General features: G+C 63.5%; 18 protein-coding genes. 14 read left to right on the top strand and 4 right to left on the bottom strand.

Annotation, left to right across the window (positions count from 1 at the left end; genetic code table 11):
* The first annotated feature begins 537 nt into the window (after positions 1-537).
* The 9 genes from A6V37_RS07440 to A6V37_RS07400 all read left to right on the top strand — a co-directional run bounded on the left by A6V37_RS07440 (position 538) and on the right by A6V37_RS07400 (position 12,913).
* Positions 538-1,521, top strand: a complete 984-nt coding sequence (locus tag A6V37_RS07440; RefSeq protein ID WP_064272465.1) for a helix-turn-helix domain-containing protein — start codon at positions 538-540, stop codon at positions 1,519-1,521.
* An 88-nt stretch (positions 1,522-1,609) separates the two neighbouring features.
* Entirely contained in the window at positions 1,610-3,178 is a 1,569-nt protein-coding gene (locus A6V37_RS07435; RefSeq protein WP_064272464.1) for a sugar phosphate nucleotidyltransferase, read from the top strand.
* A gap of 53 nt (positions 3,179-3,231) precedes the next feature.
* The gene (locus A6V37_RS07430; RefSeq protein WP_064272463.1) at positions 3,232-4,617 is read left to right on the top strand and encodes an undecaprenyl-phosphate glucose phosphotransferase; all 1,386 of its coding nucleotides are present in this window, start codon (positions 3,232-3,234) and stop codon (positions 4,615-4,617) included.
* 67 nt (positions 4,618-4,684) lie between these two features.
* Entirely contained in the window at positions 4,685-5,818 is a 1,134-nt protein-coding gene (locus tag A6V37_RS07425) for a polysaccharide biosynthesis/export family protein (RefSeq protein WP_064272462.1), read from the top strand.
* A gap of 49 nt (positions 5,819-5,867) precedes the next feature.
* On the top strand, positions 5,868-8,105 hold the full coding sequence (locus tag A6V37_RS07420) for a polysaccharide biosynthesis tyrosine autokinase (protein WP_064272461.1): 2,238 nt from the start codon (positions 5,868-5,870) through the stop codon (positions 8,103-8,105).
* A gap of 74 nt (positions 8,106-8,179) precedes the next feature.
* Positions 8,180-9,298, top strand: coding sequence for a GDP-mannose 4,6-dehydratase (gene gmd, locus A6V37_RS07415; RefSeq protein WP_064272460.1), 1,119 nt, complete (start codon positions 8,180-8,182; stop codon positions 9,296-9,298).
* A gap of 5 nt (positions 9,299-9,303) precedes the next feature.
* The gene (locus A6V37_RS07410) at positions 9,304-10,263 is read left to right on the top strand and encodes a GDP-L-fucose synthase family protein (protein ID WP_064272459.1); all 960 of its coding nucleotides are present in this window, start codon (positions 9,304-9,306) and stop codon (positions 10,261-10,263) included.
* 117 nt (positions 10,264-10,380) lie between these two features.
* On the top strand, positions 10,381-11,523 hold the full coding sequence (locus tag A6V37_RS07405; protein ID WP_064272458.1) for a glycosyltransferase family 4 protein: 1,143 nt from the start codon (positions 10,381-10,383) through the stop codon (positions 11,521-11,523).
* Positions 11,524-11,578: 55 nt separating this feature from the next.
* Complete coding sequence (locus tag A6V37_RS07400; RefSeq protein WP_064272457.1) at positions 11,579-12,913, top strand: glycosyltransferase WbuB; 1,335 nt, start codon at positions 11,579-11,581, stop codon at positions 12,911-12,913.
* A 31-nt stretch (positions 12,914-12,944) separates the two neighbouring features.
* On the opposite strand, the gene A6V37_RS07395 is transcribed toward A6V37_RS07400, so the two are convergent.
* A complete protein-coding gene (locus A6V37_RS07395; protein ID WP_064272456.1) occupies positions 12,945-13,460 on the bottom strand; it encodes a hypothetical protein in 516 nt (171 codons plus the stop codon).
* Between the two features lie 185 nt (positions 13,461-13,645).
* On the opposite strand from A6V37_RS07395, the gene A6V37_RS07390 reads away from it, so the two are divergent.
* Positions 13,646-14,266, top strand: coding sequence for a DapH/DapD/GlmU-related protein (locus A6V37_RS07390; protein ID WP_064272455.1), 621 nt, complete (start codon positions 13,646-13,648; stop codon positions 14,264-14,266).
* Between the two features lie 221 nt (positions 14,267-14,487).
* A complete protein-coding gene (locus tag A6V37_RS07385) occupies positions 14,488-16,227 on the top strand; it encodes an FAD-dependent oxidoreductase (protein WP_064272454.1) in 1,740 nt (579 codons plus the stop codon).
* A 99-nt stretch (positions 16,228-16,326) separates the two neighbouring features.
* On the opposite strand, the gene A6V37_RS07380 is transcribed toward A6V37_RS07385, so the two are convergent.
* Positions 16,327-17,541, bottom strand: coding sequence for a glycosyltransferase (locus A6V37_RS07380; RefSeq protein ID WP_064272453.1), 1,215 nt, complete (start codon positions 17,539-17,541; stop codon positions 16,327-16,329).
* The gene (locus tag A6V37_RS07375; protein ID WP_064272452.1) at positions 17,538-19,034 is read right to left on the bottom strand and encodes a hypothetical protein; all 1,497 of its coding nucleotides are present in this window, start codon (positions 19,032-19,034) and stop codon (positions 17,538-17,540) included. The genes A6V37_RS07380 and A6V37_RS07375 overlap by 4 nt, the downstream gene beginning before the upstream one ends.
* Before the next feature lie 281 nt (positions 19,035-19,315).
* On the opposite strand from A6V37_RS07375, the gene A6V37_RS07370 reads away from it, so the two are divergent.
* The gene (locus A6V37_RS07370) at positions 19,316-20,500 is read left to right on the top strand and encodes an acyltransferase family protein (RefSeq protein ID WP_064272451.1); all 1,185 of its coding nucleotides are present in this window, start codon (positions 19,316-19,318) and stop codon (positions 20,498-20,500) included.
* Positions 20,501-20,583: 83 nt separating this feature from the next.
* On the opposite strand, the gene A6V37_RS07365 is transcribed toward A6V37_RS07370, so the two are convergent.
* Positions 20,584-21,789, bottom strand: a complete 1,206-nt coding sequence (locus tag A6V37_RS07365) for a glycosyltransferase (protein WP_064272591.1) — start codon at positions 21,787-21,789, stop codon at positions 20,584-20,586.
* Positions 21,790-22,114: 325 nt separating this feature from the next.
* On the opposite strand from A6V37_RS07365, the gene A6V37_RS07360 reads away from it, so the two are divergent.
* Positions 22,115-23,368: an oligosaccharide flippase family protein gene (locus A6V37_RS07360; RefSeq protein WP_064272450.1), complete on the top strand. Its 1,254-nt coding sequence runs from the start codon at positions 22,115-22,117 to the stop codon at positions 23,366-23,368.
* On the top strand, positions 23,368-24,465 hold the full coding sequence (locus A6V37_RS07355) for a glycosyltransferase family 4 protein (RefSeq protein ID WP_064272449.1): 1,098 nt from the start codon (positions 23,368-23,370) through the stop codon (positions 24,463-24,465). Before A6V37_RS07360 ends, A6V37_RS07355 begins: the two co-directional genes overlap by 1 nt.
* Positions 24,466-24,483: the final 18 nt, after the last annotated feature.

The following is a 24,483-nucleotide window of genomic DNA, read 5'->3' as shown; positions in this document are numbered from 1 at the left end:
AGATTCAAAATCTCACAATTAATAAAATCTGTTGCACTCTAAATTGCTTATATTGGTTACAAGCTTTACTCATAGCCATCCCGGATCTTTATCGTCAGAGGAAAGAAGTGCTGGCGCCGCGGGGTGGTAAATACTGGTGCATGGAAGGGACATACGCTCACGGCAGCCGCGTGATGGGGAAAAGTTACCTCGAACCGGCCGGGCGGCGGATGGAATAAATTGAAACTCCTTCGTTTTCGGGTGGCCGCGGTGTGTGCGTTGCCGAACGAAATGGATTTTTTACTTGCATTACCATTCGCAGAATAGCAGTTCATTCATGTGTGGAATCGGCAATTAATTCGGTGAAAAGCCTGCATTGGCAGTTTGTGCCGAAAATCCCTGGCCGATCGTCCTGTTCATACGCCAACATGTCGTCACTTTCGGTCGTGGCGGCTAAATGCTTGATTAGTGCTACCTATGATGCACGGCACAGGGCATGCATCTCTGTGCGGCCGCTCAAGGTGACAGGTAGATCCGTTTTCTGGTGAGAGGATGACTATGACCTGCGCGAGTCTCGAGTCTGCAATGCTGCGCTGGGTGCACGCTCCGAACAAGGGTATGCGTCGCATCGCAATACTGATGTTCAACGACTGCTCACTCCAGGGCGCAGGCGTTGTTGCCGAGGTCTTCCAGGCAGCGAACGAAATGGCCTCGTCCGGTTCGGGCGGCTGGCTGTACGACGTTTCTTTCCTGTCGGCCGATGGCGGCATGGTGACTTCGTCGGCCGGGCTGCGTGTCTGGACGGACGGGCTCGACGCGCGCCACTACGGCGGTTTCGATGCGCTGTACGTTGCGGGCGGCAAGGGCGCATTCGCGGCTGCCGATGACGAGCGCCTGATCGCGTGGCTGCGCCGTGTGCGCCGCAATACAGGCATGATCCGGCCGATCGGCGAAGGCCGCACGCTGCTCGATGCGGCGTATGTGCGGGACAGCAAGGACGGCGGCGATTTCAATCCGCCGGCGTTGCTGGCGCGCCAGCCGGAACAGAGCGCGGAGACGGGCGACCGCCTCGAATCCATGAGAAGCGCGCTCGCCATGATCAAGCGCGATCTGGGCGGCGCCACGGCGCGCACGGTTGCCGAGCGTCTGCTGGCCGATTCGTGCGCGAACCTCGCGCCGCTGCTGGGTGAAGACGGCGCGTTGAGCCCCGGCGACAAGGTGCGCGCGGCGGCTCGCTGGCTGCAGGAAAACTGCCAGCAGGCGATTTCGATCGCCGACGCGGCGCAGTTTGCGGCAATGAGCGAGCGCAACTTTTTGCGCCGCTTCAAGATGGAAATGGGCATCACGCCCTCTAGTTTTTTACTGCACGAACGCCTTGCCGTGACCTGCAGTCTGTTGACCGAATCGGAGTTGCCGGTCGACAAGATTGCCCGGCGCACCGGCATGGGCAACGGTGACCGTCTCGCGAAGGTATTCCGCAAGCGGATGAGGATTTCCCCCACCGAGTTTCGGATCCAGAGCCGCAGACTGGTCGGCGAGTAGCGCGACGGGGCCATCCGTGATGGCCGCGTGCGGCGCGGCCAGCGGTCCGTATTTCTGCAGACTTAATGAAATCTTAAGGAATGCGAATATGTTGACTCAGGCAGCTGTAAGCAGCGGTTCGACCGGCCCGAACGGTGCGAATGCCGGGAAGGCCGGCGCGCGTTGTACGCGCATCGTCCCGGTCATTCTGGCAGGGGGCTCGGGCACGCGGCTGTGGCCGGTGTCGCGTGAAAACTATCCGAAGCAACTGATCGACGTAGTGGGTTCCGACTCGCTGCTGCAGGCTACCGCGCGGCGCATGTGTGGATTTCCCGCCGGCTGGAACGTGGATGCCTCGCCGATCATCGTGTGCGGCGAAGAACATCGCTTCGTGATCGCAGAACAACTTCATGAAAATGGCGTCGACGCTCGTCTTATTGTCGAGCCGGCGCGGCGCGATACAGCGCCGGCGCTGACGCTGGCCGCGTCGCTCGCGGCCGCGGGTGGCGATGCGATTCTGGTCGTCATGCCTGCGGACCATTCGATCGCGGACGTATGCGCCCTGCAGGCTGCGCTGGAGCGCGCCGCGCGCTACGCGGAGCAGGGCGCGATCGCGACGCTGGGCGTGCCGCCCACGCGGCCCGACACCGGCTTCGGCTATATCCGCATTGGCGCGGAACTGGCGGGCGGCGGTCATGTGATCGACGGCTTCGTCGAAAAACCCGCGGAAGAACTGGCGGCGCAGTACGTCGCGGCGGGTACGTATTGGTGGAACAGCGGCATTTTCATCGTCCGGGCGAGCGTGTGGCTCGACACCCTGCAGCGTCTGCAACCCGAGATGCACGCGGCTTGCGAACGCGCGTTCAGCGGCGGGCGCACTGAAGGCGCGTATTTCCGTCCGCTGGTGGACGCGTTCCTCAGCGCGCCGGCCGATTCGATCGACTACGCGGTGATGGAGCGTCTGACGGAGACGGACGAAGCAGGTCAGACAAACGGCACGCCGGCGAATGAGCCGACGAATGAGTCGGCGATACCCGCCGGTGTGGTTGTGGGGCTCGATGCCGGCTGGTCGGACCTGGGCTCCTGGGACGCCGTGTGGGCCGCGATGGAGAAGGATGTCAACGGCAACGCCGGGCGCGGCCGGGTGACCTTCGAGGGCGCGGTGTCGAGCTACGCGCATTCGGAAGGGCGGCTGGTTGCCTGTGTCGGCACGACCAACGTGGTAGTGGTCGAAACCGCCGACGCGGTGCTGGTGGTGGACCGCTCGCACGTGCAGGACGTGAAGGGGCTGGTGTCGCGCATCAAGGCGCAGCACGCGCCTGAGGCCGACGCGCATCGCAAGGTGCGCCGCCCGTGGGGTTTTTACGATTCGATCGACCACGGCGAACGTTTTCAGGTCAAGCGCATTGTCGTGACGCCGGGCGCGCAGCTTTCGCTGCAACTGCATCACCACCGTGCCGAGCACTGGGTGGTCGTGCGCGGCACGGCGCTCGTCACACGCGGCGAGGAGCAGTTCCTGCTGAGTGAAAACGAATCGACCTACATCCCGCTCGGTACGCGTCACCGGCTCGAGAACCCGGGGAAGGTACCCCTCGAGATCATTGAAATCCAGTCTGGCACCTATCTCGGTGAGGACGACATTGTGAGGTTCAACGACAACTACGGCCGCTGCTCGTAAACAGCACGCCACAACTTATTGCGGACAAGAACGGCAAGAACGAGGTAAGCAAAATGCGCAAGTTTCAGGATTTACTCGCGCGAATTTTCGATGTCGCGTTGGTGTTGGCGGGGGCGGCGGTTGCGTCGCAGATTCGCTTTGATTACCTCGCTCAAACCGGGTTCTATTGGGCGCTCGTGATGTTTTGCGCCGCTTTCGCGCTGGCCATTTTTCCGGCGTTCGGGGTGTACGACTCGTGGCGCGGCCGCTCCAAGCTGGCGCTGACCGGCCAGGTGTCGCTCGCATGGCTGATGGTGCAGGCCTGCGCGCTCGTGCTCATGTATTCGCTGCATCGTGCCGACTTCGTGTCGCGGCTGTGGTTTTCCTACTGGACGGCGGTGACCGGCGGACTGCTGATCGCCTACCGGCTGATCGCCCACGCCGTGCTGGCGCGCGCCCGCAGCGCCGGTATGAACCTGCACCAGGTGGCGATTGTCGGCAGCGGTTCACAGTGCGACGCGATCATCCGCCGTATCGGTTCGTCGCCGACCAGCGGCTTTCGCGCCACCGCGGTCTTCAACGCGCGGCCGGACGTCTCTCCCGTCACCAGTCCGGGCGTGCCCGTGTTCGACACGGTCGACGCGCTGGCAGGCTATATGCGGACCAACGACGTGCACGAACTCTGGCTGATGCTCTCGCTTGCCGAGGAGCCGTTGATCTGCTCGCTCGTCAGCCAGTTTCGTGACGATCTCGTGAACATCCGCTTCATGCCGGACGTGCGCAGTCTTGCGCTATTCGAAGGCAGCGGCGTGATCGAGTTGCTCGGCGTGCCGGCCATCAACCTGGTCGCCTCGCCGCTGTCCGCCAGTTCGATGCTGAAGAAGGAAATCTTCGACCGCCTGTTCGCGGCGACGGCGCTGCTCGGGCTGGCGCCCATCCTGCTCGCGATTGCCATCGCTGTGAAGCTCTCGTCGCGCGGTCCGGTGCTGTTCAAACAGAAGCGCAAAGGCGCGGACGGCCGCGTATTCACGATCTACAAGTTCCGCTCGATGCGTTTGCATACCGAGCAAAAAGGCACCCTCAGCCAGGCCACGCGCGACGATCCGCGCGTCACGAAAGTGGGCGCATTTCTGCGCCGCACGAGCCTCGACGAGCTGCCGCAATTCTTCAACGTGTTGCGTGGCGACATGTCGGTCGTAGGACCGCGTCCCCATGCACTCGAGCACGACGACCTCTATCAGAAAGTGGTCGCGGGCTACATCAATCGCTATCGGATCAAGCCGGGTATCACGGGGTGGGCGCAGATAAACGGCTTTCGAGGCGAAACCGACCGCATCGAGAAGATGGAGCGGCGTGTCGAACATGACCTGTATTACTTGGGGCATTGGTCGTTCGCGCTCGACATGCGGATTATCGGCGCGACGATAGTCGCCGGACTGGTGCATCGAAACGCTTACTAAGTAGTTAACAAGCCTGCCACGCGCTAACTCCCCCGAGGAATACGTCGTGGCACAAGGAGGAAATACTATGAGCTCGCTTGGTATACGCACGGGAAGTATTCTGGTTTTCGCTACTGCGGCACTGATCTCCGGATGCGGAGCTGTACCCGGCCAGCGGATGATTACGCCGGCGGCGATTCAGGACACGGGTGGTGATTACAGTACGGATCCGTCTGCGCAACAGCAGATTCCGATCACCGACATCAATCTCGCGCTGCTGCGCAAGATGAACCAGTCGTCCGCGACGATCCCGCCGCAGACGTTGGCCTTGTTCGGCAAACCGCCGGTGTACCGCGTCGGCCCCGGCGACGTGCTGCAGATCGTCGTGTGGGATCACCCGGAACTCGCGGCGGCGCTCGGTCAGCCCGCGGCAAACTCCAAGACGACGGATGCGGCCCCCGGTTTCCTGATCGACGAACACGGCGATGTGCAGTTCCCGTATGCCGGCACGGTGCACGTGGCCGGCCAGGACGTCGCGACGATCCAGAAGGAACTGTACAAGCGTCTTAGCAAGGTCTACCAGAAGCCTGAGGTGACCGTGCGCGTCGCGTCGTTCCGCGCGTCGCAGGTTTATGTCGACGGTGAAGTGCGCTTGCCGGGCGCTCAATCGTTCAACGACGTGCCGATGTCGTTGACGAACGCGATCGGCCTGAGCGGCGGCTTCAATGGGACTGCCGACCGCAGCCGCGTGGACCTGGTCCGTAATGGTGTCACTTATCAGCTTAACGTGGACGACCTGATCAAGCACGGCCACAACCCAGGGGACATTTATCTGCAGCCCGGCGACATGGTGCGCGTGGCGGCACGCGAAGACAGCGGCGTCTACGTGATGGGCGAAGTCAACAAGCCGGCCACCGTCCTGCCGATGCGCAACGGCTCGCTGACGCTCTCGCAGGCGCTTTCCGACAGCGGCAGCTTCGACTCGAACACGTCCGCGCCACGGCAACTATTCGTGATCCGCAATTCGACCAGCGACTCGCCGCAGGTGTATCACCTCGACGCGACCTCGCCGGTGTCGATGGTGCTCGCCAACCAGTTCGAACTGCAGCCGAAGGACGTGGTGTACGTGGGTCAAGGCAGCCTGGTCCGCTTCAATCGTGTGTTGAATCTGTTGCTGCCGGCGATTAACGCTGCTGTAACGGGTGCAGTTCTTGCGAAATGATAAACGTGCAACGTGACCTTGAACCGCCGGGCTTTGCTGGGTGACCAAAATGGCAATCAACTTCGAAAACCGCTATATCGACGTGTCCGGACCGGACGAGCTGCATTTGTCGGATTATCTGCGGACGATCGTGCGGGGCTGGCGCACGATCGTAATGGTGACGCTGATCGCGCTCGCGCTGGGGTGCGCGTACGCCTTCCTCGCGCCGCCGACGTATCGCGCGGATGTCCTGTTCCACGTCGAGGACAAGACGGCCAATGCCAACAATGCGAACGGCAAGGAAGCCTTGCCGCCGCTGACCGGCATGTTCGACACCAAGCCGTCGACGGCGGCCGAGATCGAGTTGCTGAAGTCGCGTCTCGTCACGGAAGAAACCGTCAAGAAGCTGCACCTCGACATTACGGCCACCCCGCGTTATCTGCCGATCATTGGCGGGATGATCGCGGGGCTGGTGAACGGGCAGTGGGGCTTCAAGCTGCCGCAGTTCATCAACCTGTCGGGCTATGCATGGGGTAACGAGAGCATTGCGGTGTCGCAGTTCGACACTTCGAAGGAGATGTACGACACGACCTTCACGCTGATTGCCGGCAATGAAGGAGCGTATGTGCTGCGCGACAAGAACGGCATTGCGATTCTGTCGGGGAAAGTCGGCGAGACCGTGCAAACGGATACCGCCGACGGCCCGATCGCGTTGCACGTCGACAAGCTGACCGGCGCGCCCGGTTCGCGTTTCGAACTGCAGCGCGCTTCGACGCTGAGCACGGTGGACCGGCTGCAAAAGGCCATGGTCGTGCAGGAAACCACGCTGCAGTCCGGCGTGATTCGCGCGAGTCTCGAAGGCGGCGACGCCGGCCTGACCGCGGCGATCGTCAACAGCATGGCACGCGAGTTCGTGCGGCAGGACGTCGAGAGCCGTTCGACCGAAGCGGAGCACATGCTGGCCTTCCTCGATCAGCAACTGCCGGGCTTGCGCAAGGAACTCGACGAAGCCGAACAGCGCTACAACAAGTTCCGCAACCAACATGGCACGGTCGACCTCGGTGAGGAAAGCCGCCTGCTGCTGCAACAGATCGTCGATAACAAGACCAAGCTGCTCGATCTGCAGCAGCAGCGCGCGGAGATGTCGCAACGCTTCACGGCGAGTCACCCGGCGGTGGCCGCACTCGACGCGCAGATCGCGGCGTTGCAAGGTGCCCAGGCCAACATGAACCGCAGCGTGGAGGTGATGCCGGACACGGAGCAGACCGCATTGCGTCTGTTGCGCGACGTGCACGTCGACACGGAGTTGTATACCAATCTGCTCAACAGCGCGCAGCAACTGCGCGTGGCGAAGGCCGGGCAAGTGGGCAGCGTGCGCGTGGTGGACTTCGCCGAAACGCCCGACGAACCCGTGCGTCCGAAGCGCGTGATCGCGATCCTGATCGCGCTCGGCGGCGGCCTCGTGCTCGGCATCATGCTGACCTTCTTCAAGCGCGCCATGTACGGTGGCGTGGAGCGTCCGGACGAACTCGAATCAGTGCTCGGCGTGCCGGTGTTCGCGGCTGTGCCGCGCAGTCAGAACCAGTTGAAGCTGCAGGAAAACGTCATGCTGCGCCGAAGCGGCCTGCATGTGCTCGCGCAACAGGCGCCGGAAGACATCGCCGTGGAAGGTGTGCGCAATCTGCGCACCTCGCTGCAGCTCTCGCTCGACCACGCTGAAAACAACGTGGTGATGATCACCGGTTCGCGGCCGGACGCCGGCAAGTCGTTCCTGTCGGTGAATCTGGCGGCGCTGGTGGCCTCCGCGAACAAGCGCGTGCTGATTATCGACGGCGACATGCGGCGCGGCGACGTGCACTCGCATTTCGGCGTCGCGCATCAGCCGGGTCTGTCCGATGTGCTGAACGGAGGCGACCTGGGCTCGATGATCCAGCGCGACGTGCTGCCCGGCCTCGACGTGCTCTCGAAGGGCTCGCTGCCCTCGCATCCGGCCGAGCTGCTGATGAGCAAGCGCTTCGAAACGCTGCTCGACGAACTGAAGTCGCACTATGACCTCGTGATCGTCGACACGCCGCCGGTTCTGGCGGTGACCGACTCGACCGTGATCGGCAAGTACGCGGGCACCACGCTGCTGGTGGTGCGCCACGGCCGCCATCCGCTCAACGAGATCCTGGAGACGGCCAAGCGGCTGCGCAACGGCGGCGTGGCGCTCAGAGGCGTGTTGCTGACCGACGTGCCGCAGGAAGGGGCATTCCTCGGTTCGGGCTATCAGGGTGGTTACTACGGGTACGACAGCATCGCCGGTTGAAGTAGCGGCCTGCGGCCGGCCGCTCAACGGGATCCTGGCACGGCAATAGACAAGCTAAACGAGGAGAACGCTCCATGAAACGTAAGGTCGCGCTGATCACCGGCATCACTGGACAGGACGGGTCGTATCTGGCGGAGCTGCTGCTCGCCAAAGACTACGACGTGCATGGCATCAAACGCAGGACGTCCCTGTTCAATACCGACCGGATCGACCACCTTTACCGCGATCCACACGATCCGGATCAGCGACTCTTTCTGCACCACGCGGATCTGACCGACTCGACCAGCATTCTGCGCGTGATCCAGCGGGTCGAGCCGGATGAGATCTACAACCTGGCCGCGCAGAGCCATGTCGCGGTGTCGTTCGAGGAACCGGAATACACGGCCAACGCGGACGGTCTGGGCGCCTTGCGGATTCTGGAAGCGATCCGGATTCTCGGGCTTCAGGACAAGACGCGTTTTTATCAGGCCTCGACCTCTGAGCTGTACGGACTCGTGCAACAGGTGCCGCAGTCGGAGACCACGCCGTTCTATCCGCGCAGTCCGTACGCCGTCGCCAAGCTGTTCGCTTACTGGACCACGGTGAATTATCGCGAGGCCTATGGGCTCTTTGCCTGCAACGGGATTCTGTTCAATCACGAATCGCCGGTGCGCGGCGAGACTTTCGTGACGCGCAAGATCACGCGCGCCGTCGCGCGCATCGCGGTCGGCATGCAGAAGACGCTGTATCTCGGCAATCTGTCAGCGCTGCGCGACTGGGGTCATGCGCGCGATTACGTGGAGATGCAGTGGCGCATGCTTCAGCAGGATCATCCGGAGGATTACGTGATCGCGACCGGCGTGCAGTACAGCGTGCGTCAGTTCGTCCAGCATGCCGCGGCCGAATTGGGCGTAACCGTGCGGTTCGAAGGCACCGGTGTGGATGAAGTCGGCATCGTCGAGAAGGTGGAAGGGCGCGAGATCAAGATGTCGCCCGGCGACGTGATCGTGCGCGTCGATCCGCGCTATTTCCGGCCCGCCGAAGTCGAGACGCTGCTGGGCGATCCGTCGAAGGCGCACGCGAAGCTCGGCTGGCAGCCGACCACCTCGTTCGCCTCGCTCGTCAAGGAAATGGTGCGCGCCGACTATCAGATTGCACGCCGCGACGCGCTGGTCACGCTGGCCGGATTCACGGCACTGGAACATCACGAGTAATTGCGATGAACAAACAAGCACGCATCTTCGTCGCGGGGCACCGGGGTATGGTCGGCTCCGCGCTGGTCAGGCGTCTGGCCGCCGAGGGATATCACAACGTGATTACCCGCACGCGGGCGGAGCTCGACCTCACGGATCAGGCGGCCGTGAACCGCTTTTTCCAAAGCGAACCGATCGACGTGGTGCTGCTCGCGGCCGCCCGTGTGGGCGGCATTCTCGCGAATGCGACTCAGCCGGGCGAGTTCATCTATGAAAACCTCGTGATCGAAACCAACGTGATCCACGCGGCTTACCGCGCGAAGGTGGAACGGCTGGTGTTTTTCGGTTCGTCGTGCATCTATCCGAAGCAATGTCCGCAGCCGATCCGCGAAGAGTATCTGCTGAGCTCGCCGCTCGAGCCGACCAACGACGCCTATGCGATCGCGAAGATCGCGGGCCTCAAGCTGTGCGACGCGTACAACCGCGAGTACAACACGCAGTACGTCGCGTTGATGCCGACCAATCTGTACGGCCCGAACGACAACTACGACCTGAACAGCAGCCATGTGTTGCCGGCGCTGCTGCGCAAGGCGCACGAAGCGCGGCTGAACGGCGACGCCACGCTGACGGTGTGGGGCTCGGGCACGCCGCGCCGCGAATTCCTGCACGTCGACGATCTGGCCGCGGCCACGCTGTTCGTGCTCGAGCACAACGTGACCGATGGCCTGTTCAACGTCGGCGTGGGTGAGGATCTGTCGATTCGCGAGCTGGCCGAGTGCATCTGCAAGGTGGTCGGCTTCGAGGGAGAACTCGTGTTCGACGCGTCGAAACCCGACGGCACGCCGCGCAAGCTGCTCGACGTCTCGCGCCTCGCGCAAATGGGCTGGCAGGCGAGAACCGCTTTGGCGGACGGCATCGCGTCCACCTATCGCGGGTTCGTCGAATCGCTAGCCGGTTCGACGCCCGCTGCCGCCATGCAGGCTTAGGCGCACGGATTGCCGCTTCGACGCGTTTTTGAGCTGAAGGACCGGACCGCAGGAGACGCTGTGCAGGCGCGCCGGGCGCGTTGCACACGGGACGAAATTTCGAGGAGTGGCATAAAAATGACAGCGTCAGTCACGATCTTCCACAACGTCGTGTGGTCGCGCCATAAGGGTGTCGTGTTTTCTGCGTTGCATAACATTTCGGCATCCGGAGCAATTCACTACTCGATGGTGCAGATCGCGGATACGGAGCACGATCGGGTCGGTTTTTCCGATGTCGACTATTCGTTTCACCGCTATCCCATGCAAAAGCTGTTCGACGGCTGCTATGAGGATGTGCCGACGTTGAAGCTGATCGCGCGGCTCACCTGGGAAGTCCTGCGCACCAAGTCGGATCTGATCGTGCTGCCGGGTTATCACCGTCCGGAATACTGGGCCATGCTCGCGGCGTGCATCGTAACCGGCAAGCGCCGTGCGGTGTTCTGCGATTCGACGGCGCGCGACCGGCCCAAGAAGCTGCTGACGTCGATTCCAAAGCGGGTGTTTTTCGCGCTCTGCGACGGCTACTTCGGATTCGGTGAGCGCAGCCGCGAGTATCTGCTGTCGCTCGGCGCGAAGGGCGACAAGATCTTCGTGCCGTGCCAGGCGGCCGCGTTGCCGGGTTCGTTCTCGCCCGAACGCGCGCTGGTCGAGCGCGTCGCCGCGCGGGCGGGCAATCCGCCGGTGTTTCTGTACGTGGGGCGTCTTTCGGAGGAGAAAGGCATCGGCACGTTGATCGAGGCGTTCGCCGGCTTGCGCCGGCGGATTCCGGCGGCGAAGTTGCGCATTGTCGGCACGGGGCCGATGGCCGATGTGCTGCATACCAAAGTGGCCGATCTCGCACTCGGCGATGCGGTGACGTTCGCCGGCAGTCTGCAGGACGAGCCGCTGACACGCGAGTATTACGGCGCGACCTGCATGGTGCTGCCCAGTTACAGCGAGCCGTGGGGACTCGTGGTCAACGAGGCGCTCGCGCACGGCTGCCCGGCGGTGGTCAGCGAGAGTTGCGGCTGCGTGCCGGAGCTGGTGATCGACGGTGTGAGCGGCTATGCGTTTACCGCGGGCGACGTCCCCGCGTTGCAGCGCACGATGCTCAAAGCCATGGAAGCCTTCGCGGATGCGGGCGGCACCGCGCGCCGCTGCATGGACGTGATTCGCCGCTTCGATCCGCCTTCCGCCGCGGCCAATATTGCCCGCGGCTGTGCACTGATGTTGAGCGACTGATTCGCCTGAAGGCCGTGTCGAGCGCGCGACGTTCTAACTTGTTCTGGCAGCCATAATGAAGATATTGATCCACGGCATCAACTACGCGCCCGAGCTGACGGGGGTAGGCAAGTACACGGCCGAGATGGCCGTGCTGCTGGCCAGCCGCGGGCACGAAGTTCGCGTGGTGTGCGCGCCGCCCTACTACCCGGACTGGCGTGTCGGGACGGGCTACGCTTCGTGGCGGTATCAGCGTGAAATGCGCGACGGGGTGGAGATCTGGCGCGCGCCGCTGTGGGTGCCGTCACATCCGGGCGGCTTGACGCGGCTGCTGCATCTGGCGAGCTTTGCGGCGAGTTCGCTGCCGCTGCTCGCGTGGCAGGCGCTGTGGCGCCCCGATGCGGTGATGCTGGTCGCACCGGCCCTGATGTGCGCGCCGGGCGCGTTGATGCTGGCACGCGCCGCGCGCGCCAACACGTGGCTGCATATTCAGGACTACGAGGTTGACGCCGCATTTGGTCTGGGCCTTCTGAAAAGCTCGCGCGTGGCGCATGTGGCCCGCTGGATCGAAAGCGTATTGCTGCGGCGCTTCGATGTGGTGTCGTCGATCACGCGGCAGATGAGCGCGCGCGCGATGACCAAGGGGGTCGCGCCGTCGCGGGTCGTTTGCCTGCCCAACTGGGTCGATGTGTCGGCGATCTTTCCGCTGTCGCGCCCGAGCGATTACCGGGAGCTGCTTGGCATTCCGCCCGGACAGAAAGTGGTGCTGTACTCCGGCAACATGGGTGCGAAGCAGGGCATCGAAACGCTCGCCGACACCGCGGTCGCGCTGGCCGCGCGTACGGACATCACGTTTGTATTCTGTGGCTGCGGCGCCGCGAAGGAAAGTTTGATCCGGCGCTGCGCGGGGCTGACGAATTGTCTGTTTCTTCCGCTGCAGCCGGGGGAACGCCTGAACGAGCTGCTCAATCTCGCTGACATTCATGTGCTGCCGCAACGCGGCGATGCGGCGGATCTCGTCATGCCGTCCAAGCTCACCGGCATGTTCGCGAGCGGCCGCGCAACCGTGGCGATGGCGCGTCGCGGCACGGCGCTTTACGAAGCGGTGTCGCCGCGTGGCGTGGTCGTTCCGCCGGACAGCGTGAAGGCGTTGACGGCGGCCATCACGGTGCTGGCCGGCGATGCCGAACGCCGCGCGGCGCTCGGCAAAGCCGCGCGCGCTTATGCGGAGCGCACGTTCTCGCCGGAATCGACGATTCGCACCTTCGAGGAGCGGCTTGCGATGCTCTCGCGCGCGGTGGGAGGCCGGCGTATCAAAGCGGCGGCGCCGGCATTCGGCGCGACGCCTTCAGGGGTCGTGCTGCGGCGCAGGCGAAAACCGGCCGCCACAGAGGAGGCCGCACCGGATTGATCCGGCGCGCGCGTCTGTCATGAATGAGATATCACCACGGGGAACGATAGACAGCGTGCTTGCCGGCATCGTACGGATCGGCGTAAGCGGCTTTCGCCGCGCCTTGCGGCATCAAACCGTCGGCCGCATTCTGACGTGCCGGCTGGCCGGCTACGCGCGCCTGGCCGTTCGCCTGACCTTTCGCCGCCGGTGCTTTGCGCAGCCCCTTGGCAGGCCCGGCTTTTGCGGCTTGTCCGGGACCGGTCACGGTCATGCGCTGTTCGTTGAGCAGCGCAGTGCGCTGGGCGTCGTCGGTGTTGCCTTGCGCCATACCGTCGGCGCTGTATTCCTGCGGAGCACCGAGCAAGGTCTGCTCGCTGGTGCGCTGCGCGGCACGCCGGTCGACGGGAGGCGGCAGCGGGGCGCCATAACCGGTGGGCGTCGTCGCGGCGACGGCCGGCCCGGGCGCAGCCGGTTTGGGCGCGGCGTTCTGCGCGAACACCGGCATGGTGCACGAGGCGATCGCGAGAAACATGCCGGTGGCGGTGTGCCGAAGCAAGGTGGTCATTGTGGTCCCCGGAGAGATGCAGTCGATATACAGCTATCGTGCGCCAACCTGTACGCGTATAAGCGCCAAAACGCTTGCCTGCACAGCCACGCGGTCAGGTCACGCGCGGCACCGCAACATAATGGTGAGAAGATAGTTCGCAGGCCTGCCTATGTTTACCACTGTTCGTGGTTCGGAGAAAGCTGATGGGTAACATTGCCGACGATCCGCAGATTGGGGGCTTGCCTCGCGCCGGGGCGGCAGGCGAGAAGGGCCGTGTCATCGATCTGGGGCAGGCCGGAAAGGGTAATTACGAGGCGAGGCGCAGCGCCCTGATCGAGCTTATCTGGTTTGTGGTCGAAGCCTGTGTAATCAACAACAAACTGCTGCCGCTGTCGTTCGTGCGCGTGGCGTTATTGCGCCTCTTCGGCGCGAAGATCGGCACCGGTTGCCGGTTCGTGCATCCGCTGCGCGTGAAGGCGCCGTGGAACCTCGAAGTGGGCGACAAGTGCTGGTTCGGTGTCGACGTCTGGATCTACAACCAGGCGCCGATTCGCATCGGCTCGAATGTGTGCATTTCTCAGGGCACGTTTCTTACTACCGGCTCGCACGATATGAGCACCACGATGGAATTACGCGTCGCGCCGATCGTTATAGAAGACGGTGTGTGGATCACGTCGAAGTGTGTGGTGCAAATGGGCGTGACGATCGGCCGCTCCGCGGTGGTGACGCCGTTGTCGGTCGTGCACCGTTCGCTGGAACCTGAAGGCGTATATGGCGGAAACCCTTGCCGCTTTATCCGGAAACGGTTTGACTCCGTGACCTGAACCACAGACAAAAACCCGCAGCGTTTGTACGCTGAGGAGACCGAGGTCGTATTGCCGGAAACGCCGGTTGCCGTGCGGGGAAGGTCTATCGTGCCAGTTGATCGGCGCTCGCGGCAAGCCATAGAAGTTTCCGGCTGCGACGTGTGCGTGGCTTGTCCGGCTGCTCTTGCTGCCCGGCCGTGACGCGCTCAAAAAATGCGTGCTAAAGATGGGAGCACTGGATGTTCATCGATACGCGTACTGTTGAACAAAACACCGTCATTGAGACGACGGTGTGCATCATCGGCGCCGGCGTGGCGGGGATCACGCTTGCGCTCGAGATGTCGAGAGCGGGCGTCGAGACGTGCGTGCTGGAAAGCGGTGGCTTCGGTCCGGACGATCAAACCCGCGACCTCTACCGCGGCGAGAACATCGGGCTTCCCTATACCTTCGCGGACGGCTCGCGCAGCCGCTACTTCGGCGGCAGCAGCAATTGCTGGGGCGGCTGGTGCCGTCCGCTCGATCCGTGGGACTTCGAGAAGCGCGACTGGATCGCGCATAGCGGCTGGCCGTTCGGCCTCGATGAATTGGCCCCGTACTACGCGCGCACGCATGAACTGCTGAAACTCGGCCCGCAGAATTTCGACCCGGCCTACTGGGAGCGCGAGATCGGACGCCATGACGTGCGCCGTCTGCCGCTCGCGACCGGCGACCTGCGCGATACGGTCGCGCAGTTCAGCCCGCCCGTGCGTTTCGGCAAGGTGTATCGCGAGGAACTGTCGCGCTCGACGCGGGTGCGCGTGTTCCTTCACGCGAACGTGCTCAATATCGACGCCGATGCGCAAGGCACGACGATTTCCCGGGTAAGAGTGGGCACGATCAGCGGACGCAGGCTGTCGGTCAATGCAAGGATTTTCGTGCTGGCCACGGGCGGCATTGAAAACGCGCGCCTGCTGCTTGCATCGAACGATGTCCAGGCCCATGGCCTCGGCAATGCCAACGATCTGGTGGGCCGCTATTTCATGGATCATCCGCGCATGATGTCGGGGCGGGTGCGGTTCCGTCCCGGCGTCGCGCGCAACAAGCTGTACGACATCAAGTATCACTATCAGAATGCCGCGGTCTCCGCGCACGGTACCAAGATCTCGTCGCAGTTTGCGCCGACCCAGGCATGGATGGAACGCGAGCAGCTGCTGAATTCGCGCGTATGGATTTACTCGAAGTGGTACGGCGAAGGCAGTGCGGGCTCCGAGGCGTTGATCCATTGCAAGGAAGCGCTGATGGGCAAGGATCAGCCCGGCCGCAGCCTGAAGCGGGATATCGGCACCATGGTCGCGCATCCGCTGCACACCGTGGGTTACGGTCTGGCGCGGCTCCTGCAATTGCCGGCGCTGATCACCGACGTGACGCTGCAGGCCATTGTCGAAGCCGTGCCTAACCCGGACAGCCGGGTCACGTTGTCGGCCGACAAGCGCGACCGCTTCGGCATGCCGCGCGTGCGGGTGGAGTGGCGTCTCGGCGAACAGGTGCAACGCACCTTCGACAGAACCTTCCAGCTGTTCGCGCAGGAATTGCAGACGGCGCAGGTGGCCGACGTTCAGCTCGACGCGCCGCTCGAAGGCCGGGCGTGGCCGGCGAAACTGGAGGGTACATGGCACCACATGGGCACCACGCGCATGCACGATTCGCCGCGCGAGGGCGTGGTCGATCGCGATTGCAAGGTGCACGGCATCAGCAATCTGTATGTCGGCGGCAGTTCGGTGTTTCCGACCGTCGGCGCCAATTTTCCGACCATCACGATTGCCGCATTGTCGCTGCGTCTGGCGGGCCATCTGGTGCGGCAACTGGATTTGCCGAGCGTGGTCGGCGATACGCGGGTCGAGGCCGCGAACAGTGCCACGATGCCGAATCAGGGGCCGTCTCAGGTCGGCACGCTGCCCATTGCGGCGTCCACGTTGACGCCGTTCATGAAGGAACCGTGAGCGGAGAATGAGCGCAAACGAAAACGGCGCGCAGCAAGCGCGCCGTTTTCGTTTGGGTGGAACACTCGCGGGAGCGCCCGCTATCGCGACCGTCGCGCGTTAGCGGCTTTGCTGGGACGCTTCGCGCAACGTGGTGAGCCGGTTCCCGCGCGCGTCGCCGTGAGCGCCTTTTGTCTCGAGCAGCGCGGTCAGCGCATTGACCATGGTCTCGATCCGGAAGCGCGCATTGAAGGTGCGGGTTGCCTGGGCGCGCATCGCGTCGCGCGCCGCGTCGTCGAGTTCGAGCCAGCGCACGAGATTCTTTTCGGTGCCGTCCACCGTGTCGGCCGCGACCAGGCCCGCGCCGTCGGCTTCGATCTCGCGCCACACGTTGACCTTGTCGGAGATCAGCGCCGGCAGTCCGCAGCCGAGCGCCTCGGCAACCGCCACGCCGAAGTTTTCCTGATGCGAAGGCAGCACGAACACGTCGCTCGCATGAAACGCACCCCACTTGAGCTCGCCCTGCAGCATGCCCGGCAAACTCACGCGATGCGCAATGCCGGCCGCCTGTGCCTGCGCATGCAGCGTCGCGGTCCAACCTGTTTCGTCAGGCCCGGCGATCACGAGGTGCAGCGTTCGGTCGCGGCCGGCGACGCGCGCGAACGCGTCGATCAGCAGATCGCAGCCTTTTTTCGCATGCACGCGGCCGAGAAACAGCACGATGCGTTTGCCGCGCAAGCCAGGTTGTGATTGCAGGAAGGCCTCGCGCACCCGCGCTGCTTCGAGCTGCGGCACCGCCGTGCCGAACGGCACGATCCGTTCACGCGCCCGGTACAGCCAGAACGACTGCCTCGCACGCGTGCGCTCTTCCTCGGTCGTGAAGAGGACAGCGCGCGCGTCGCGCAGCACGCGGTACTCGGCCCACGGCCAGTACAGCCACTTCTTCAGATGCTTGAGCGGGTAGGCTTCCTTGAACCACGGGTCGAGCATGCCGTGCACGTACACGTAATACGGCACCTCGCTGCGGCGCAGTGCTCTCCACGCGGCGAGGCCGTGGTATTGCCACAAGCCATGGACAATCACCGCGTCGAAGCGCTTCGCGTTGGCGGCGAGCCACGGCCCGAGGCGTTCGCTGTAGCTGTAGCGGCTGCTGGTGGGGCCGAACGCGTGGACCGGAAACGGAAAGGCCGACAGATAAGCTTCACCTGGGGCGTCGCAAGTGGCAACTTCGATCTCGTGCCCGGCGTCCTGCATGGCTACGCCGCTGCGCCGCACGCCTTCAACCGGACCGCCGGCGCGCGGGTCGACGCTTGCAAGCAGGTGGAGGATTTTCATCGGACGATATTGGGTCGGTTGGGGCGATGCGCGGGCGAGGTGTGCGGCACGAGCGCGCCGAGCGAGCCGGCATCGGAAGCACTGTTGCTCGTGCGCGACATGCCAAGCGTGGCGGCGAGGTCGGCGCGGCCCGTGCCGGGTTGGATCCGGCCTGGCAGTTCGGGCATGAGCTCCGGTCGCCACGACGGCGGCCGGGGCCTGCTGCGCCTCACGCGTGCCGGCAGCGCGCGCTGCAAGCGCGCATGGGTGGCGATCATCAAGCCGAGGGCGACACCGAATACCAGACCCGAAAATCGCGGCCCTAGCGGATTGCCGCCAATCGAGGTGGCCGGCAACGCGGCGAACAGCATGATGGCGCGCCCGAGCACGGGCAGCATGGGCGCGTCGGGCACGACCGAGCGCCAGTAGCGATATGAGAAGAAGCAGACTGCCAGTGCGGCGAGCGTGGCCAACGGCATCGCGATGCCGAATACGAGGCCGCCGGCGAATAATTGATAGACCCAGAAATTATGACCGGCCGCATATTCATTGATCGCGTAGAAGTCCTGCTCGCTGATCTGATCGGCAAGATCCGGCAGATAGAGGGGTGAGTAGTGGTAATAGTGACCGTAGCCTTCGCCGAACAATAGCGTTTCCGGCTCCGCGGTCACCTGGTCGTATTGGTCACGCATTTCCGCGAGCCGCGTGATCGTGGTCGGATCCTTGCCAGAGCGCGTTTCCTCGGACGCGAAGATACGCTGCGTCCAGTGTTCGGCGACCGTCGGGAACGCCAGCATCGCGACGCCGGCCATGCCGGCGAGCACCGCGCCAATGACGATGCTGCGGTTGGCCGCGCGCCAGATTTGCCGCATCGTCGGCGCGCTCAGGGCCATGGCGATGAGGAACAGCAGCACGGTGCCGACCAGCAGACTGCGGGTCACGCTCAGCAATTCGACGACGAGGGAGGCGGCAAAAATCGCGACGGTGGTGGCGGAAAAACGCTTCGCCACGACGAATTCGTGCAGCAGCACGCCCTGCAGGCCCAGCAGTGTCACGGAGACGATGCGGTAGCGCACTTCTTCGAAATCGCCGCTCGTCAGGATACCGTAGACAAAAGTGAACACGAGGCTGATGACATTGCCCACGAATAGCGCTTTCTCGAACTGGGTAATGCGCGATTCGCTCCACGGGCGGCACGCCACGAGATAGCCCAGCATAAAGAGCAGGAACGGCAACAGGGTCCGCAGATAATTGCCGGTGTCGTTACCCTGAATCAGTTGGGCGACGATACTGCCGAGCACGCATAGCAGCACGCTCCAGGTGACGAGCGAGCGCAGCCGCGAGCGCTCGTGAAAGCGTGGCGCGATCAGCAGGAGGGCGAGCCCCGCCGCGAACGCCGGAATGACGAACACGAACTGTGCGAAGTGACCCGTATTTGCGTCGGTCGCCTTATAGTCCAGCGCAAGCGGCAGCAGAAAAATCCAGATCCAGGGCGTTCCGTACTGGTGGCGCATTACTGATTCCTCCCCGTCGCCTTCGTTTTGCCGTCGGTCTACAGCAGACGGTCTCGCATCGGGTTATTGTGAAGGAATCTCTATGGTGGTTAGTGACCTGGACCGCATTAGTCGATCATTGCCTGGGTTCTGGCGACAGGAGAAAGGGTAACCTTTACGACGCATTCGCATATTTGTGCAGGTTGTCGGTCAATGCCTTGAAGTTGGCGCGCACGCACGTTTGCTGGCACCGAAGATGCAAACAGGGCCACGCGCCCTCGAAAGAAGACAGGGGGACCAAAATGAAATTTTTCGGCGGGGCGAGACCCTCAAAAGCCGGCCGGTCAGTCGAGCTCGACTTCGTGCGCGGCATCGCGATTATCGCGGTGATGGGCTTTCACTTTCACGCCGTTCATACCGGCAATTATCTGATCCAGATCATCGAATACCCGCTGAAGAATTTCGGCCGGGAAGGTGTGAACCTGTTCTTCACGCTCAGCGGTTTTCTGGTCGGCGGCCTGCTGCTTCGACAGTACGCCGAAACCGGTCACGTCGACGCGCGGCGCTTTATTGTGCGGCGGATTTTCCGCATCTGGCCCGCGTATTACGTGCTGATCGTCTTTCATGTGCTGGCCGGACGCCATCCGTTGAATACGTTCCTGGTCCAGAACCTGACCCACCTGCAAAACTATCTGGGGACGTCGATTACGCAGACCTGGAGTCTTGCGGTCGAAGAACACTTTTACCTGTTCCTGCCGGCGATTCTGCTGCTATTCGCGCGCTGGCGTCTGGGCGCGTGGACGATCGTGAGCATCCTGACCGGCATCTGCGCAGTGGTGCTCACCGCGCGTTGCTTCGCCGTGGCGGGCGGCAATCTGGACGGAGCCTTTGCCTACACGCAATATCGTATGGACAGCTTGCTGATCGGCGTGATTCTCGCCGCGATCTACTGGATGAAGCCCGGCGTCTATCAGCAGCTCGCGAAGCGCAAATGGCTTCTGATCGTCAGCGTCCTCCTGCTCTGCGCATGGCTTGCTTTGGCCACGAAGCATCTCGCGCTCGACGAAAGCATCGGCTACACGATCCAGGCAATCGGCTTTGCCGCGCTGATCGTGCTGGTGCTGGAATACTCGGGGTCGCTGAGCAAGTCGTGGATCTATCGCGGCGTGGCGTGGATCGGCCTCTACTCGTACGGCATTTACCTGTGGCATTCGCTCGCGCTCGCGCCCGGCGACATCCTGATTCGCAAGGCGACTGCACTGGGCCTCGCGCCGAGCCTGATCTGGATTCTTGCGATTGCGGCACAGTCTGCTATTGCGATCACAATCGGCTACGTGACCACGCGTGCGATCGAATACCCGTTCCTGCTGATGCGCAACGCGCTGTTCCCGGAAAAGCGCAGCAGTGCGGTGCGCGCGGAAGTGCCCGTGACGACGGTTGAACCGTTGCCCCCGGCACGTGGCGAAGAAAGACAGCTACCGACGTAGCGGACCGCCATTCCGTGTTATGTATAGCGAGGCGCTCATCGTCATGATGAGCGCCTCGTGTTTTTCCAGGGAGCTGCGCGGAATCAGGCCATCTGCTGCAGCAAGGTCTGCTTGAATTGCCCGAGCGTGTTGCGGGACAACAGATCTTCGTGCGTGGACGACACGGCCTGCGGCTCGTGCGGCCACGACGTCATGGCCTCCGTAATCGCGCGACCGATCGAGGCGGAGCTCAGGTCGCTCAGAATCGGTCCCAGTTCGCAGCGCCGGCTGAACCAGCCGATCAAACCGTCTTCCGTGGCGATCACGGGCTTGCCGAACCGGTAGGCCTGCACGAGCACGCCGCTCATGCCGTAGTGCCCCTTATAGCCGAGCCATACCGCGTCGCATGCGGAGAACAGGTCGCGCTCCGTGTCGTTGGAAATGAAGGTGTCGAGCACGACCGGCGCAGGGTTGAGGCTGCGCACGTTGTTGCGCATGAAATGACGCGTGCTCTCGTCCTGTTCGCCGGCGACTATCAGCGCGGGCGCATGCTCGAGACGCGTCAACGCGTGCACCAGTTCGTAGATTCCCTTGCGTTCGGTGATCGAGCCGTACACCAGCAGATAGCGCTGCGCGGGATCCAGTCCGAGGCGCTCGCGGGCCAGCGCGGGGTCTTCCGCGCGCTCGTCGGGAAACGGGTCGGCCACGTAAGCGACGGCCGCGCTGCGCTTCGACGTATGGTGCGCCGCCCATTCCGGCAAGGTGGGATCGATCGTCAGCAGGGTGCGCAGACCGGGCGTGCGGACCGCGCGTTTGAAGAGCTGCGCCTTGACTGCATTGACGACCGGACGATCGGGCGCCTTGATGCCGACCTTGTGATGATGGAACGTCGCGCGCATCGTAATGCCGATCCACGGCGTGTTGCCGAAAGGCGAGCCGAGAAACGGCAGTGAATAGAAGAAATAGTCGACGTACGGCACCACGACGAGACGGATCGCCTGGATGCGGCTGATGATCGTATGCACGCGTGAGAAATAGTGGTGAAAGCGCCAGTAGTCGTTGGGCTCGCGCAGGCGGCTGCGGGGCCGCTCGTCAGGATCGACGAAGGCGATCTGCTGGTCCGGGCGGTTGGCGGCGGTGATCTGCCGTGGCAGCCGGTGATCTTCGTTGGCGCATTCGGTCACGAGCATGCACGGATAACCGGCCTCCGCGCAGGCCTGCATGATCCACTCGACATAGCGCCAACGGTGGCCAGTGAGATTCGGTTCCACAATCAGGACGTAGTCTTGTTCCATTGCGTCGGTTGCCATGTGCGTTGCGGAAAAAAGTACCGGCTGGAAGGCGCGCGCGTGGCGCCAGCCGGACAACGGTAGCATCGCCGGCACGAGCGGACCCGCTGAGTTGGCGCGCTTTGTGCGACACCGTACCAGCGGCCGCCGGCTTCGGCTGAACGGGCCTGGCTGATGGCGGTTGTTGCCGATCCGCTCGCGGTAAGGTCGTGCATGTTCCGATGAAAGACTTCGCCAGCTTCGCAAGGCGACCTAACTCATTATGCGCCGGTGGCGTTCGCAGCGATGTCTGACATCGCGCGGCGCGGCTGATTTCACAGCGCTGCGTTTTCGACGGAGAAACAGCTTGCGGGCGATCAGGTTACCGGCGTTCTCGATGGCGGGCAGCTTCGGCGCGAGTGCGGCGACGTGGGTCCTGCTGCAACAGTTCGCCGTGCGTGGACTGGTGGCGATCAAATTCCTTGCGATTGGCCGGATGCTCGGGCCGGCTGCGATCGGCAGCGTGAGCGTTGCGCTGCTCGCGGTGGCGATTGCCGAGGCGCTCTCCGACACCGGCCTCGCGCAGGCGGTGATTCAAGGCGAACATCCGCCGACACGTTCGCAACTCGGCGCGGTGTGGACGACGTTGACGACGCGAGGCGTCCTCATTTCGCTGCTGCTGGTGGCGCTCGCGCCGTTGCTGAGCAGCCAGTTCCATCTGAGCGGCTCGCTCGTGCTGATCCAGCTCGCCGCATTGCTGCCGTTGCTGCGCGGGTTGGCTTCGCCCGCGTATTACGTGGTGCAGCGTGAGCGGCGCTTCCAGCATATTGCCGGGGTGGAAGTGGCGGCGGCGTTCGTCGATTGTTCGATCGGACTCGCGCTCGCGTATTTCGGCGTGGGGGCGGTCTCGGTGCTGATCGGCCTCGTGGCCGGCGAGAGCCTGAAAAGCACGCTGACGTGGGCGACGATGAATCCGCGTCCGCCGATTCGCGCAGTGTGGTCGGGAATTGGCCACTATGTCGGTTTCAGCCGCTGGATCTGGGCGAGCAGCGTGATCAATCTGCTGCTCAACCAGTTCGACAAGGTCGTGGTCGGCAAGCTGTTGGGCCCGGCGCAGCTGGGCGCCTATCAGATGTCGTCGCGGCTCGCGCAGATGCTGCTCGCGGATGCCGCGATCGCCATGTCGCAGTACCTGTTCCCCACCTTCGCCGCGCATCACCGCAGAAGTCCGCAGGCGGCGGCGCGGATCATCAAGCTCTACCTGCTGCTGATCGCGATCGGGCTGGCTGTGTTCGTCGAGGTGCTGAGGCTGGTGGCCGAGCCGCTCTTTTCGCTGATTCTCGGCGCGGCGTGGCTGCCGGCGGTGCCGCTGTTCAGAATCCTCGTGATCAACATGGCAATCGGTGCGTTGATCGCGGTGCTGGTCGCTTATCTGCGCGCGGTCGGCGACGCGAAGGCGACCGCGCATGCGTCGGTGATCCAGGTTGTCGTGCTGCTGTTGAGCGTGCCGCCCGCCGTTCATTGGTGGGGGGTGACGGGTATTGCCTGGTCCATGACGCTGGGCCTTGGCTTTGCCGCGGCGTGGATGTTGTTCAGGACGTTGATGGCAAGGACGCCGTGATGCGCGTGTTTCATCTGGTTCTGGCTCCCCGTTTATCGGGAGCGGAAGTGCTCGCGAAGGACCTCGCGCTCGATCAGTGCGCCGCGGGTATGACGGCGTGCGTGGCGTCGCTGCTGCCTTCGCACGCCGACTTCGCGTCTTTGCATGACGATCTGCAGCGTCATGGCGTGCAATGCTGGTTTCCGCGGCGGCGGCACCGCATGCCGCGCAAGCTGTGGAATCTGTTCGTCGCGGTGCGGCGCTTCCGTCCGGATGTGATTTTCGCGCACGCCACCATTCCGTCCTTCTACGCGCGTGCGTTGCCGGTGAGCGTGCCGGTTGTCTACGTCATGCATTCGGCGATCAACGACTTCGAGCGGCCGCTGTTCCGGCGCATCGAACTTGTTCTATCGGCGCGGGCGCGGACGGTGATCAGCGTATCGCAGCAAGGGGTGACGGATTACACCGAGGCCATCGGGCCTCATCCTTCGATCACCGTGGTGCCGAACGGGGTGGACCTCGGGCGCTTTGCCTTCACGGATAGTGTTGCGCGCAGCGGCCATGGACCGCAGGTGGTGCAGGTCGGCCGTTATGCGCCGGTGAAGAATCAGCTTCTGACCGTGCGCGCTTTCAGCGAGGTCCTCAAGCGCGTGAGAGACGCGCGCCTCACGCTGTATGGGGTTGTCGAGGATCCGTCTTATCAGGACGTGGTGGTCGCGCAGGCGAGAGCGTTGGGCATTGCGGAGCGCGTCGTGGTGGCCGGCCCCCGTGCCGACATTGCGACAGTTCTGGCGGAGTCGAGCGTGTTCGTCATGCCGTCACGCTCCGAGGCGCATAGCGTGGCGTTTCTCGAGGCGCTTGCGTCCGGTGTGCCGATCGTGGCGAGCAACATTCCGGCGTTTGCCTTCGCCACCGGATATCCGGGCGTCCAACTGATCGATACCGACGATGTGCTGTGTTATGCCGACGCTGTGGTCGCGGCGCTAGGGCAGGCGCGAGCGCAACGCTCGCTGGCTGGTCTTACGCTCGGGGATACCGCCGCGCGCTATCGTGCGATTGCGCATCAGGTGTGTGTCGCCGCCCCGGCCCGTGAGGACGCCGCGCGCGAACTTTCATAGGCGTTTGCCACGCTGGCC

This window comes from Paraburkholderia ginsengiterrae (genome assembly GCF_001645125.1).
In the GTDB taxonomy this organism is placed as follows: domain Bacteria; phylum Pseudomonadota; class Gammaproteobacteria; order Burkholderiales; family Burkholderiaceae; genus Paraburkholderia; species Paraburkholderia ginsengiterrae.
This window is presented reverse-complemented; position numbering and strand designations above follow the sequence as displayed.